Source organism: Planotetraspora kaengkrachanensis (assembly GCF_016862895.1).
GTDB lineage: Bacteria > Actinomycetota > Actinomycetes > Streptosporangiales > Streptosporangiaceae > Planotetraspora > Planotetraspora kaengkrachanensis.
Map to the genome: position 1 here is coordinate 182,603 of NZ_BONV01000017.1, position 13,073 is coordinate 195,675.

Consider the following 13,073-nt stretch of genomic DNA (forward strand, 5'->3'; position numbering starts at 1 on the left):
ATTGGTTCCGGAACGAGGGAGCGACGGTGGCAAGACCCAGCATGCGCAAGGAGATCGTCGAGGCTGCCCTGGAGCAGTTTCACGCGCGAGGATTCAACGCGGCCGGGGTGAAGGACATCACCGATCGCGCCGGCGTGCCGAAGGGGTCGTTCTACAACCACTTCGAGAGCAAGGAAGCCCTGGCGATCGTCGCCCTGGAGGAGTACGGCCTGACCCGCCGGCTCCAGGATCTCGCCGATCCCGGCGTGGAGCCGCTGACTCGCATTCGGCGGCATTTCGAGTTCTTCCGCGACGAGATCCTGGGGTACGGGATCACGCGCGGCTGCCTTCTCGGCAATTTCGGCGCGGAGATCGCCGATCACAACGAGGCCATCAGAGGGGCAGTACGCGCGGGCTTCGAGGCCTGGGGCACCGCGCTCGCCTCGGCGATCCGGGAGGCTCAGCAGGCGGGAGCCGTACGCGCCGATCTCGACCCCGAGGCCACGGCCCGGTTCATCCTCAGCGCGTGGGAGGGTGCCCTCCTGCTGGCCAGGACCGACCGCTCGGCCGGCGCCTTCGACACCTTCTTCGCCGTCACGTTCGGCACGCTGCTCGTCTGAGCGTTCGTACGGCGGCCCGCCGCCCTGTGCGCCATCGTGGTGAGGCTGAACACATGATCCATGTCGAGGCTCCCGAGGGATTCGACGGCCGGACGCGCAGCGTCTTCCTCGCGGGCGGCATTACCGACTGCCCGGACTGGCAGGCGGAGGTCGCGGCCGGACTGGCGGACCTCCCGGTCGCCGTCCTCAACCCGCGCCGCGCCGCGTTCGAGGACTCTCCGGAGGCGGCGGCCGAGCAGATCGGCTGGGAGTTCCGGCACCTCGCGGCTTGCGACACGATCCTCTTCTGGTTTCCCGGCAGCCGCTCGGTGCAGCCGATCGCGCTGTACGAGCTCGGCATGTGGGCGGGTCGCACGAAACCGATCGTGGTGGGCGCCGATCCCGCCTACGCCCGCCGTCTCGACGTGAGCGTCCAGCTCTCACACGTGAGGCCAGGCCTCGTCGTGCACGACTCGCTCGAGAAGACCATCGTGGCCGCGCGCGCGTCACTGAAGACCATGTGAACACTTTGTTTAAAACATAACGTTGACAACCATTTGAGTGCTCGTGCATGCTCTGTGGCATGACGCACGATCCCTTCACTCCGCCTGATCCCGATCAGATGCGCGCCCACCGCGTGCACGCGGCTCTCGCCCGCATCGCCGAACGGCACGCGGCCACGGAGGACCAGCGCTCCCGGCAGGTCCATCCCCATGTGCTCGGGCCGCACGAGGCCATCAGGCTCGTCTCGCTTCTCGCGAGCGGAACCGCCCGGCTCGACGAGACGGAGCCGGAGGTGGACACCGCGGACATCACCGCGGCCCTGACCCTCATCCCACTGGCACGCGGCGAGATGGACCAACTGGAGGCGGCGCTCCTGCTCATGGCACGCGGACGCGGCCTCACCTGGCACGAGATCGCGTTCGGCCTCGGGCTCGGCACCTCGCAGGCCGCCAGGCAGCGTTACGCGCGGCTGTCGGGTCGCGTCGCCACGGACCGACCCCCCGCTTATTAGACCGTTCGTTCTTGATACGGTGTGGCCATGGCGAGAACGAAGGAGTTCGACCCCGATGCGGCGCTTCAGGCCGCACTCGACCTGTTCTGGGAGCGCGGCTACGAGGCGACGTCCATGGCCGACCTGGTGGACCACCTGGGGATAGCGCGCGCCAGCCTGTACGCGACCTTCGGCAACAAGCGCGACCTCTATCTCAAGGCGCTCGACCGCTATCTGGAGACCAGGAATCCGTCGCCCGTCGAGATCCTCTCCCAGCCTGGTCCCGCACTGCCGGCCGTACGCGCACTGGTCGAGTTCTACGTGGCCGACTCGATCGGCGACAAACGGCGGCGCGGTTGCATGATCGTGAACGCGGCGGCGGAGATGCTCCCCGGAGACCCCGAGGTCTCACGCCTGCTCGACACCAACTGGAGCGCGCTGGAGGCGGCGCTCACCTCGGCACTGATCAGGGCCCGCGGCGAGGGCGACCTGCCCGCCGGCCGCGACCCGCGCGCGCTCGCCCGATTCCTGCTCGTCTTCCTCCAGGGGTTGCGGCTGGTGAGCAAGGGCTCCCCGGACGCGAGACGACTCCGTGAGGCGGCCGCCGAGGCGCTCACCATTCTGGCGTGACGACCTCGATATCAAGACCGATCGTTCCCAAAAGGAGCCACATGAAGTTCGCCGGCAAGGTGGTCCTGGTCACCGGAGGAGGCTCGGGCATCGGCCGGGCGGTCGCCCTCGGCTTCGCCCGGGAGGGCGCCCTGGTCACGGTCGCGGGCCGCCGCGCGGAGCCGCTTGACGACACCGTGAAGCTCATCGAGGCCGCAGGCGGGGACGCCGGGGCGATCACCGCCGACCTGACGCGGTCAGGCGACGCGGCCCGGATGGTCGACGAGATCGTCCGGCGGCACGGCGGGCTCGACATCGCGATCAACAACGCCGGGGTCTTCACCGCGGCCAAGGTCGCCGACATCGACGAGGACGACTGGACGCGCACGCTCGACGGCAACGTGACCGGCGTCTTCCTGTCGATGAAGCACGAGATCGCCGCCATGCGCCGTGCGGGCACCGGAGTGATCGTCAACGTGGCGTCCCAGATCGGGACGCACCGGAGGGTGCCCGGCCTCGGCGCGTACGGCGCGGCCAAGGCGGCGGTCACCGCCCTGAGCCGCACGGCGGCGCTGGAGTACATCCGCGAGGGCATCCGGATCAACGTGGTCAGCCCCGGCCCGCACGACACGCCGATGTCCCTGCGCCCCGGCGAGAACACGGCCGACCGGGACGCCCGGGTGAAGGAGCAACTGCCGATCGGCCGGGTCGGCACGCTCGACGAGATCACCGCCACCGTCCTGTGGCTGGCGTCGGACGACGCGGGCTTCGCCGTCGGCCACGACCTGGTCGTCGACGGAGGTTCGGCCGCCTGAAACGCTGGGCCCGATCAGACGGTCCGGCGCAGCCGACGCCGGGAGACCACCATCCCGGCCACACTCGCCCCGAACAGGCCGATCGCCGCATAGACGACGGGGTTGACGTACCCGGGCACGAGGTCCACTGGCACACCCCCGTGCTCACAGGCGGGGTTGTGCAGCGGCCACAAGCTCGCCGGCTCGGGCGACCCGGAGTACAACAGTCCTGAGACCAGGCACAGGTCCTCGGGTTGGGACATCCACATGACGCCGCCGAACAGCAGCCCCATTCCGTACACGGCAAGCCCGACGCACAGCGCGACCACCGCGAGCCTGGCCCACAACGCCGCCGGCCGCGGTCTCCGCCCCCGTGCCGTGACGACGGCGGTGTGCACGACCACCCCGGCCGCGAGGAGGAGGAACGCCGGAGCCGCGAGCGGGAGGAACAGGAGGGGGACCAACAAGAAGTCGAACATGATGAACGTCACACTATGGGCCACAGTGTCGCATTAAGCAGTCTCTGCCGCCTTTGAACGCCATCTGCACGTGTTCTGCACACTGCGGTACGGAACGACCGGTGTTCACCGGCTCGGCGCAGCATTCGCGGGCTTGGCGCGGCGGAAGCCGTACGTCTGGTGCGTCCGCTCGAAGCCGAGGGAGCCGTACAACGCGCGCGCCGCCAGGTTGCCCGCGTCGTGGTTCACGGTCACCGTCGTCATCCCCCGGTCGCGCATCCGCGCCATCGCGTACGACATCACCGCGCGGGCGAGGCCCCGGCGCTGGAAGTCGCGATGCGTGCCGACCGGCTCGAAATGCCCGAACCTGTTTTGGTCATCCGTCCAGTACACGGCGAAGGCCGCGATCGTCCCGTCAGGAGCCTCGGCCACGATCTCCCGCTCGGGGTCGTAGCCCGGTTTCTCCATTACCGCCGTTCGATACAGGTGCCCGGTCCAGTCCTCCTGGAACGAGTGGTTGCGGGCCGTCGCCAGGCCGTCGGCGTCACCCGGCCGGGCGGTGCGAAGAACGAAGCCGTCGGGAACGGCCGGGACCGCGACGGGATCGTCCAGTCCCCGCTCGTTGACGTCGTCCCACGTCCGGAACCGTTCGAAGCCGAGCCGTACCAGCAGGCCGATCCGCGTCGTGTCGCAGTCGAAGAGGTCGGTCAGCACGTACGGCTCGTCCTCGGCCATGTGGCGGGCCGTCGTCTCAGAGGCGACACGCAGCATCTCGTACTCCGCGGCGGTACCCCGGAGCGCGGGCGAGGCGAACACGTCGAACGCGCAGCCGAAGCGCAGGTTGACGGCCAGTCCGGCGATGCCGGAGGCGTCCTCCCACACGTGCACGAGGTCTCCGACGGGACGCCTGCCGCGGAGGTTCTCGTAGACGCGATGCGGCAGTTCGCCGATGTGGTCGTATCCGCACCGCCCCGCCTCGGCGATCCAGGCCGCGACGGTCTCCTGGAGCCGCGGCATGTCCGCGTCCGTGTAGGGGCGCATCCTCATGGCGGCCTGTCTAACGCACCCGCCCGCCGGAACGCATCCGGTTATCCGCTCAGGCGGAGTTCGCTACCGCGGGGCAGGGAGCCGGCGGGCGAACAGGACGTAGGTCTCGCCATGCGACCGGATGACTCCGCCGAGATCTTCGATCACCTCGCGCAACGCGCGCTGCACCGCGGCGAGCCGTTCGGATCCGAGGCGCTGATGATCGCTGTAGGTCGCCACGAGCCCCACCCACTCGTCGGCGCTCAGCGTGGCCTCCCAGCGGTACTTCCGCGTCTCGACCGAGGAGAATTCAGCGCTTTCCGCGAACGGGTCCACCTCGGTGCTCTTCTCCGCAATGCGCCCGTGCACCTCCGCGTCCGGCGCGAGGCGGCCGTAGACGGCGTCGAACGCGGCGAGCACCGGCTTCTCCAGCAGGTGGTAGCTCCAGAACCGGGCGATCACGCCGCCCGGGCGCAGGACCGCCGCCGCCTTGCGAGCGCCCCGGTCCGGATCGATCCAGTGCCACGCGCTCCCACACGTGATCAGATCGAATCGCCGTCCGGCGTCGTCCCAGGTCTCGAACGGCGAGATCTCCACCTGGAGGCCGTGGTCGCGGGCCAACTCGGCCATCCGCTCGTCCGGCTCCACACCGAGCACGGACAGCCCGCGCTTGGTGAGCGGGACGGCCACCTTGCCGGTGCCGCAGGCGACGTCGAGCACATGTTCCGGCCGCAGCGCCACCAGATCCTCGATCAAGGCGTCGGGGCAGGCCGGGCGGTAACGGTCATACTGGTCCGCCACCGAGCCGAAGGACCCGGCCCGCTGACGATCGAGATGCAGGTTTTCCGAGGTCACCCAGCGATGATAGGCACCTCGGGGCAGGCGGGCTCACAGCGGGATCGGACAAATCACCGCCGCCAGCTGATCATCCGGCCGTCCGCGGGCGTCCCTCGCCGCCCGGCGGCCTCACTCCGTGGGCACACCCTTCACCGCGTAGGTGACCAGCGTCGTCAGCACGTCCTTGACCGACTCGCGCTCACGCACGTCGCACAGCACGATGGGCGTGGCCCCGCCCAGGCCGAGCGCGCGCCGTACCTTGTCCGGCTCGTGCCGCCGGGCGCCGTCGAAGCAGTTGACCGCCACCACGAACGGGATGCCGCGCTGCTCGAAGTAGTCGACGGCGGGGAAGCACTCCTGGAGCCTGCGGGTGTCGGCAAGCACCACGGCGCCGAGAGCACCGACGGACAACTCATCCCACATGAACCAGAACCGGTCCTGGCCCGGCGTGCCGAACAGATAGAGCCACAGGCCCTCGCGGATCGTGATCCGCCCGAAGTCCAGTGCCACCGTCGTGGTGATCTTGGACTCCACGCCGGAGACGTCGTCGACTCCGACGCCTCGTTCGCTCAGCAGTTCCTCGGTGTGGAGCGGCCGGATCTCGCTGATCGTGCCGACCATGGTCGTCTTGCCGACTCCGAAGCCGCCCGCGACGAGGATCTTGATGGCCAGCGCCGAGACGGCCCCGGCCGTTGCCTGCTCAGAGGCTGCGTAGCCCATGCAGCACTTCCCTGTAGATGCGTTCGTCGATGGTCTGCGCCGCCGGCCGAGGGCGGTCGATGGTCACGAGGCCCTCGCGCCGCAGGTCGCCGAGGATCACGCGGGTGATGTTGAGCGGCAGTCTCAGGTGCGCCGCCACGTCCGCCACCGGGGTCGGGCTGCGGCACAACGACAACACGGTGAGATGCTCCGGAAGGTGCTCCACCGGCTGGACGTACGTGCTCACGGTCGTGACGATGGCCACCAGGTCGAAGGTCTCGCCGACCGGGCGCGCACGGCCCCCGGTCAGCCCGAAGAGCCTGATCAGCGGCCCGGGGTCCGCTGCCGTCACGACCCCACGCCGTTCCAGGCGGGCGCTGGAGCCGCCCCCCTCGGCTGCGCGGTCAGGTGTTCGCCGACGCGCTTGACCAGGAGTGCCATCTCGTAGGTGACCATGCCGAGCTCGGCGTCGCTCGCGGCGAGCACGGCCAGGCGGGCGCCCTGCCCGGCGGCGGTGACGAAGAGGAAGCCGCCTTCCAACTCGATGATGGTCTGCCGGACGCCGCCGAGGCCGAAGTGCCGTCCGGCGCCCAGTGCGAGGCTGTGGCTGCCCGCGGAGATCGCGGACAGGTGTTCGGCGTCCTCCCGCGTCAGCCCCTTGGACCCGCCCATCGCCAGCCCGTCGGCGGACAGCACGATGGCGTGCCGGATGTCGGGGATGCGCTGGGTCAGATCGTCGAGCAGCCAGTCGAGTTCAGTTCTGGAGTCGGCCATCGGGGGTGCCGTCCTTTCTGTTCCACACGTCCTGTCCGTGCTCCATCTGCCGGCGGCCCTGCTGCCAGCCTTGTTGCATGGACGACATCAGTTGGGCGAGTTCCTCAGGAGATCGCACGGAGACCTCCTCCTCCTGCCGTCGCGCGTCGCGGAGCTGAGGAGCCAGGCTGGCCTGCGGTATCCGCATGGGCAGCCCGTCGAGGTCGTCGTCGCCGCCCGGCTCGGGGACGGTCCACCGCGCCGGGGCGGGAGACGGGGGAGCAGGCGTAACGAGAGGCGCCGTCGCCGGGCCCGTCGCCGGAGCCGGAGCCGAACCGGAGGCCGCGGAGGCTGGGGACGACGCCTGGGGCGGTACGGACGCGGGCTGGGCCGAGAACCACCCCGACGCGGGCGCCGGCGTGGAGTCCTCCGGCTGTTCCCGCACGACCGTGTCCTCCCCCGACCGGGCCGCCGACACGGCGCCCAGCGCGCGGAACGACCTGCCCAGCCGGGTCTTCCCCGCCAACGCCATCTGGGGAGAGGCGGCCTCGGCGTCCGGTGTCTCCGCCGTGACGAGCAGGCTCATGGGCAGCAGCACGATCGCGGTGGTCCCGTCGTACGGCGAGGGCCGCAACACGATCTTGATGTTGTGCCTGGCCGCGAGCCTCGCGACGACGAACAGGCCGAGCCGGTCGCTGTCGGCCAGGTCGAACTCCGGCGGGTCGGCGAGCCTCGCGTTGAGGTCGTCGAGGGTGGCCCGGCTCAGTCCGAGCCCCCGGTCCTCGACCTCCAGGGCGAAGCCGTTGGCCGCCACGCTGCTCCTGATGTGGACGGTGGTGTCGGGCGGCGAGAAGACGGCGGCGTTCTCCGCCAGCTCGGCGACCAGGTGGATCACGTCGGTCACCGCGGCGCCGACGAGCAGCGGCGCGTGCGGCATGGGGGCGACGACGACGCGGGTGTAGTCCTCGACCTCGAGCACGGCGGCCCGCACCACGTCGAAGAGCGGCACCGGGTCGCGCCAGATGCGGGCGGGGGCCGAGTCGGACAAGATGATCAGGTTCTCCGCGTGCCGTCTCATGCGCGTGGTCAGATGGTCGAGCTTGAAGAGGTCCTCCAGGACCTCGGGCTCCTCGACCCGGCGCTCCATGGTGTCGAGGAGATTGAGCTGGCGGTGCAGGAGGGCCTGGTTGCGCCGGGCGAGGTTGAGGAAGACCTGGCCGACGCCCTTGCGGAGGGTCGCCTGGCCGACGGCAGCCTCCACGGCGGTCCGCCGTACGGCGGAGAACGCGTGCACGACCCGGTCGACCTCGGCGGTGTCCGCGGGCGCGAGGTCGGGCGCCTCCGACGCGGGATCCACGTCGTCTCCCCTGCGCAACCGTTCGACCAGGCGCGGCAGGCGTTCCTCGGCGAGCTCGACGGCCGATCCCTGCAGCCGCCTCAGCTCCGAGATCATGGACCGGCCGAATCGGTAGGACAGCGCGAGCGACGCGAGGACGGCGAGCAGCCCGAGGATCAGCACCAGCCCGATGCGCCAGTACGCGCCGATCTTCTGTGCCTCGCTCTCGGCCGCGGCGCGGTCGAGCTCTCGCAGGGTGTCCTGGTTGATCGCGTTGAGCACCGTCTCCGCGTCGCTCTTCCACTCGGCGGGGTCCACCGGCGGCGCGCCGTCGGTGTCCCACACGAAGAGCCGGTCCTCCACGTCCACAAGCCGCTTGTAGGCGTTGCCGTTCACGAGAGTCTGGAAGTGCACCCGCAGGTCGGGACCCATGTCGCGGTCGGCGTTGGCGAAGACGAGCCTGCGGCTGGTCATCGCGGCGACGAACGAGGCCCGATCGGTCGGGGTCATGTCGCCGTGCACGATCGTGCTGGTGAGCACGGCGTGCTCCCGGCCGAGGTACTCGGCGGTGGCGCTGTAGGCGGACATGCCGCGCACCGCCCGGTAGGACGACACGTCGCTCAGCGCGTCATGATCACTGAAGTTCTGGTTGGCCGTGCTGATCAGGCTGTTGTACCCCTCGATGATCTTCAAGGGAGGGGAGAGCCTGCCGTCGTCGGCGGAATCGCGAAGGTACTGCACCCCGTCGACGGCGGTGACCAGGTCCCGGACCGTCGCCGGGGTCTCGGCCCCCTCGCCCTTGGGGGCGATCGACTCGATCACCTCGCGCAGCCGTTCCACCTTTTCGTCGGTGACCCGGCGCTGCTCCGCCAGCGCCTCATCGTCGGCCGTGCCGTGGGGCGCCGCGGCGGAGAGCTGACGTTCCCGCTGCAACTCGACGATCAGCTGCAGCACCGGCGACCCGATGCTCTCCCAGCGGTCCTGCGTCCGGGAGACGTCCACGATCTCCGCGACGCTCGAGTAGGCGATGAAACCCCACAGGGCGATCATCGAGACGAGCGGAAGCAGCAGGATCCTGAGGAGCTTCGAGCGGATCGGGGAGGGCGAGCTCATCCATCATGTCCAATTCCGCGCATGGTGGTGCGCCGTCGCGGCCGTGATCTGTGACCGTCCCCGAGGTTGCATACCACGACTGATACGCCTGTGGTTGGTCCACTATGCCCATGGCACACAGGGACTTCAAGCAACAGAAGCGGAGAACGGATACGAATACCGACGAAACTGATCATGGAGGATTGCCACCTCACACCCGGCCGCTACGGGGTGCCGCCGGAAAGGTCACGACACGGACGGCTCCGATGTGAGGGAAGTGCTGGTCGAACGCATGTCTCCCACTGCCGGGCGCACTCGGGCAGCGGTCGGCGACTCCCTGCCGGGCACGTTCCGTGACTTCGGATGCGCGGCGAATACAGGGAAGATCAACTTAATATCCCGGGCCGCTTTGAGAGCGGAGCCGGACGCTCGCCCCCAAGCGGCCCGGGCCGCTTGTCTTAATCGTGTGGAATATAGAAGGAAATTCTGTCGGACTCGGCGAGAATGGCGAGTTATCGACTGCTGCCGTAATTCCGAGTCAGCCGCGTGATGACGCGGCGAGCATGTCGAGGGACACCTGCCACAGTCGCGCCGCCGCCTCGGGGTCGAGAGCGTGCGCGGCTACGCCCCGGAACTCACCGGGCACGGGAGGCTCCGCCTCGTTGCAGTCCTCGAAGTACCGGCCGCCCACACCTTCGAGCGGCGGCCAGGTCGCGAGCAGTGCGGACGTGGCGGCCCCCTGCTGGGGCGTCTTGAACACATAGCCGGCGGCCTTCGAGCGTTCGAGCGCCTCCCGGCTCATGTGCCGGGTCAGATTCGTCAGGATAGCCCCCGGGTGCGCGGCGTTGACCGTGATGCCGTCCGCGGCCCACCGCTTGTTCGCCTCGACCGCGAACAGGGCGTTGGCCGTCTTGGACTGGCCGTACGCGATCATCGAGTCGTAGGCGCGCCGCATGAAGTGGATGTCGTCGAAGTCCACCCCGGCCCGCAGATGACCGACCGAGCTGAGCGAGACGACCCGGGCCCGCCCGGCCGCCACGAGCGCAGGGTGCAGCCCGGTGGAGAGCGCGAAGTGCCCGAGATGGTTGGTCGCGAACTGCAACTCCCAGCCCTCCGGCGTACGCGCCTCGGTCGTCATCATCACGCCGGCGTTGTTGACGAGGATGTGCAGGGGGCCGTCCCACGCGGCGACGAAGGCCGCGACGGACGCCTGGTCGGCGAGGTCCAGCGGAGCGACCAGGATGTGATCGTTCCCGGTGGTCGCCCTGATGTCCGCGGCGACCTCCTCGCCGGTGCCGACCCCGCGCACCGCCAGGGTCACCTCCGCACCCGCGCCCGCGAGCGCCCTGGCGGTCTCGATGCCGATGCCTGATGAGGCACCGGTCACGATGGCACGGCGGCCGGTGAGGTCCAGGCCCTCCACCACCTCGGCCGCCGTGGATCGGCCCGTGAACGGCGTGGTGATACGTGTCGGTTCGGTCATGGGACTGCCTCTCTGTCATGCCGCGGCGTGGAGAGCCGACGGCGGACGCGCCCGGATCCGCGCACCTGACCTCGCGAAACAGTGGCAGGTGGCGTTTCTTCAGCACACCACCGGCACAACCCCCGCCCGTGCAGGAAGACAGGCACGTCTCCACCCGGGGTCCGGCCTACCGGGGGTCCGGCAGGCCCCCTCACGGACCTCCCCGTCACCTCACCCCGGTCATACGCTGAATGACATGAGCGACCCCTCCTCCGGCGCCGGGGCCAATGCGGAACTCCGGGAGTTCCTGCGCTCACGCCGGGCCCGGATCACACCCGAGGAAGCGGGGCTACCGGTGCAGCCGGGCATTCGCCGGGTGCCGGGTCTGCGCAGGGAGGAGGTCGCCCAGCTCGCCGGGGTGAGCGTGGACTACTACGTGCGCCTGGAACGCGGCCGCAGCGTCAACGTGTCACAAACCGTGCTGGACGCCCTCGCCCGGGCGCTGCGCCTGAACGACACAGAACGCAGTCACCTCTCCGACGTGGCCAGGCCCACCCGCGGCAGGAGCCGCCCGATGCCGCCGCAGCGGGTACGGCCGGGGCTGTACCGCGTGCTCGACCTGCTGAGCGAGACCCCCGCGCTGATCCTGGGCTGCCGCAATGACGTCCTGGCGGCCAACAAAATGGCCCGGGCCCTGTACACCGACTTCGACGCCCTCCCGTACCGGGAGCGGAACATGGTCCGGTTCATGTTCCTCGACGAGGCCGCCCGCGGGCTGTACGTCGACTGGGAGTCCGCCGCCCGCGGCACCGTCGCCGGCCTGCACCTGTACGCCGGACGGCACCCCGACGACGCCCGGCTCGCCGAACTCGTCGGCGAGCTCTCCCTCCGTGACAGGGACTTCCGGCGCTGGTGGGCCGACCACGACGTCCACCGTCGCACCTACGGCGCCAAGGACTACCACCACCCCCTGGTCGGCGACCTCACCCTGGACTACGAGACCTTCCGGTCCGACGGCGACCCCGACCAGGTCCTCGGGATCCACACCGCGGAGCCGGGCTCCTCCTCCGAGCAGGCCCTGCGCCTGCTGGCCGCCTGGGCCGGCGAGGCGCCGTCCGGGCCGCGCGTAGCAGGGCTTGATTCGTCAGACACGACCTAAGCCCGGGTGCGGTAGTGAAGGTGGACGACGCCGTTGCCGAAGCGGCGTTCGCCCAGCAGGTCGAGCTTCACGCGGACGCCGCCGGGGAGAGCCGGGTTCCCGCCTCCCACGACGACAGGCGTCAGGAACAGGTGGCACTCGTCGACCAGCCCGGCCCTGATCGCGTGGGCGGCGAGCTCGGGACCGCCCACGGAGATGTCCCGCTCCGCCGACTCCTTCATCCGGCGGACCGCCTCGGCGTCGAAGGCCCGCTCGATCCGCGTCCTGGCGGTCGGCGCCGCCTCCAGCGTCCGGGAGTACACGACCTTGTCGGCCGCCTGCCATATCGCGGCGAAGTCCAGGGTCACGGGCGACTGGCCGGGGAGGGTGTGCATGGTCTCCCAGCCGGCCATCACCTCGTACATGCGACGTCCGTAGAGGTAGGTGCCGGTCGGCCGCTCGAGGTCGTTGACGAAGGCGTGGACCTCCTCGTCCGGCTCCGCCCAGTCGAACTTGCCGTTCTCGTCCGCCACGTAGCCGTCGAGTGACGTGATCGCCGCGTAGATCAGCTTGGCCATGACAGGGCCTCCCGGGTCGACTGCTTCCGTTTTGCCGTCCGTCCGCGAGCCTAAGTCGTCACCGCCGCATCGTCCCGGTGTGAGCGTCGCCACGGAAACTTGACCGTACGTTCCAGATAGCCGTAGCGTTCCCTGCATGGCACGCGTCAGGGAGTTCGACACCGAGGCCGCACTGGAGGCGGCCATGTCCGCGTTCCGACACAAGGGGTACGAGGGCACCTCGGTGCAGGACCTGGTCGACGCCACGGGAATCGGACGCGGGTCGCTGTACGCGGCGTTCGGCAGCAAGGAGGGCCTGTACCTGGCGGTCATGGACCGCTACCGCGAGCAGTACGCAATGCCCCTGATCGAACTGCTCGACAGCGGTGCCCCCGCACGCGAGCTGATTCGCGCCGTGCTGCTCGGCGTGGTGGACGAGATCGTGCGTGACGGCACCCGCCAGTCGTGCCTCATCGTCAGCGCCACGACGGAGCGGCTGCCGCACGATCCCGAGGTCGCCGGGCGCGTACGGGCGACGACCGCGTCACTGGACGACGCGCTGACCGAGCTGATCACAAAGGGCCAGGCGAGCGGCGAGCTGACGAGCGTCCGCGACGCGAGGGACCTGGCCCGGTTCCTGCTGACGACGGTCCACGGGCTGCGGGTCATGGGCGCGATCATCACCGATCGGGGAACCCTGACGAACATCACGGAGGTGGCCCTGGGCTGCCTCGACTGAG

Annotated in this window: 16 protein-coding genes; 7 read left to right on the forward strand and 9 right to left on the reverse strand. The window is 69.9% G+C overall.

Annotation, left to right across the window (positions count from 1 at the left end):
- Nucleotides 1-26: 26 nt before the first annotated feature.
- From Pka01_RS20200 to Pka01_RS20220, 5 genes are read left to right on the forward strand one after another with little or no spacing between them, the layout of a single operon-like run.
- The gene (locus tag Pka01_RS20200) at nt 27-599 is read left to right on the forward strand and encodes a TetR/AcrR family transcriptional regulator (RefSeq protein WP_203884362.1); all 573 of its coding nucleotides are present in this window, start codon (nt 27-29) and stop codon (nt 597-599) included.
- Between the two features lie 53 nt (nt 600-652).
- A complete protein-coding gene (locus Pka01_RS20205; RefSeq protein ID WP_203884363.1) occupies nt 653-1,102 on the forward strand; it encodes a nucleoside 2-deoxyribosyltransferase domain-containing protein in 450 nt (149 codons plus the stop codon).
- A 59-nt stretch (nt 1,103-1,161) separates the two neighbouring features.
- A complete protein-coding gene (locus Pka01_RS20210) occupies nt 1,162-1,593 on the forward strand; it encodes a DNA-binding protein (RefSeq protein ID WP_203884364.1) in 432 nt (143 codons plus the stop codon).
- A 27-nt stretch (nt 1,594-1,620) separates the two neighbouring features.
- The gene (locus tag Pka01_RS20215) at nt 1,621-2,202 is read left to right on the forward strand and encodes a TetR/AcrR family transcriptional regulator (RefSeq protein ID WP_203884365.1); all 582 of its coding nucleotides are present in this window, start codon (nt 1,621-1,623) and stop codon (nt 2,200-2,202) included.
- A gap of 41 nt (nt 2,203-2,243) precedes the next feature.
- Nucleotides 2,244-2,996, forward strand: a complete 753-nt coding sequence (locus Pka01_RS20220) for an SDR family NAD(P)-dependent oxidoreductase (RefSeq protein WP_203884366.1) — start codon at nt 2,244-2,246, stop codon at nt 2,994-2,996.
- A 14-nt stretch (nt 2,997-3,010) separates the two neighbouring features.
- On the opposite strand, the gene Pka01_RS20225 is transcribed toward Pka01_RS20220, so the two are convergent.
- The 8 genes from Pka01_RS20225 to Pka01_RS20260 all read right to left on the reverse strand — a co-directional run bounded on the left by Pka01_RS20225 (nt 3,011) and on the right by Pka01_RS20260 (nt 10,659).
- Nucleotides 3,011-3,454, reverse strand: coding sequence for a hypothetical protein (locus Pka01_RS20225; RefSeq protein WP_203884367.1), 444 nt, complete (start codon nt 3,452-3,454; stop codon nt 3,011-3,013).
- Between the two features lie 105 nt (nt 3,455-3,559).
- Nucleotides 3,560-4,480, reverse strand: coding sequence for a GNAT family N-acetyltransferase (locus tag Pka01_RS20230; protein ID WP_203884368.1), 921 nt, complete (start codon nt 4,478-4,480; stop codon nt 3,560-3,562).
- Between the two features lie 63 nt (nt 4,481-4,543).
- Nucleotides 4,544-5,314 carry a class I SAM-dependent methyltransferase gene (locus tag Pka01_RS20235; protein ID WP_203884369.1) on the reverse strand — a complete coding sequence of 257 codons (771 nt, stop codon included), beginning with the start codon at nt 5,312-5,314 and terminating at the stop codon, nt 4,544-4,546.
- A gap of 111 nt (nt 5,315-5,425) precedes the next feature.
- Complete coding sequence (locus Pka01_RS20240; RefSeq protein WP_203884370.1) at nt 5,426-6,016, reverse strand: GTP-binding protein; 591 nt, start codon at nt 6,014-6,016, stop codon at nt 5,426-5,428.
- On the reverse strand, nt 5,997-6,347 hold the full coding sequence (locus Pka01_RS20245) for a DUF742 domain-containing protein (RefSeq protein ID WP_203884371.1): 351 nt from the start codon (nt 6,345-6,347) through the stop codon (nt 5,997-5,999). Before Pka01_RS20245 ends, Pka01_RS20240 begins: the two co-directional genes overlap by 20 nt.
- Complete coding sequence (locus tag Pka01_RS20250) at nt 6,344-6,769, reverse strand: roadblock/LC7 domain-containing protein (RefSeq protein WP_203884372.1); 426 nt, start codon at nt 6,767-6,769, stop codon at nt 6,344-6,346. The genes Pka01_RS20245 and Pka01_RS20250 overlap by 4 nt, the downstream gene beginning before the upstream one ends.
- Nucleotides 6,750-9,197, reverse strand: a complete 2,448-nt coding sequence (locus tag Pka01_RS20255) for a sensor histidine kinase (RefSeq protein ID WP_203884373.1) — start codon at nt 9,195-9,197, stop codon at nt 6,750-6,752. The genes Pka01_RS20250 and Pka01_RS20255 overlap by 20 nt, the downstream gene beginning before the upstream one ends.
- Nucleotides 9,198-9,714: 517 nt before the next feature.
- Entirely contained in the window at nt 9,715-10,659 is a 945-nt protein-coding gene (locus Pka01_RS20260) for an SDR family NAD(P)-dependent oxidoreductase (RefSeq protein ID WP_203884374.1), read from the reverse strand.
- 235 nt (nt 10,660-10,894) lie between these two features.
- On the opposite strand from Pka01_RS20260, the gene Pka01_RS20265 reads away from it, so the two are divergent.
- Nucleotides 10,895-11,797: a helix-turn-helix transcriptional regulator gene (locus Pka01_RS20265; RefSeq protein WP_203884375.1), complete on the forward strand. Its 903-nt coding sequence runs from the start codon at nt 10,895-10,897 to the stop codon at nt 11,795-11,797.
- On the opposite strand, the gene Pka01_RS20270 is transcribed toward Pka01_RS20265, so the two are convergent.
- Nucleotides 11,794-12,354: a dihydrofolate reductase family protein gene (locus tag Pka01_RS20270; protein ID WP_203884376.1), complete on the reverse strand. Its 561-nt coding sequence runs from the start codon at nt 12,352-12,354 to the stop codon at nt 11,794-11,796. The genes Pka01_RS20265 and Pka01_RS20270 overlap by 4 nt on opposite strands.
- A gap of 136 nt (nt 12,355-12,490) precedes the next feature.
- Here Pka01_RS20270 and Pka01_RS20275 point away from each other — a divergent pair, with 136 nt between their 5' ends.
- On the forward strand, nt 12,491-13,072 hold the full coding sequence (locus Pka01_RS20275; protein WP_203884377.1) for a TetR/AcrR family transcriptional regulator: 582 nt from the start codon (nt 12,491-12,493) through the stop codon (nt 13,070-13,072).
- Nucleotide 13,073 lies beyond the last annotated feature (1 nt).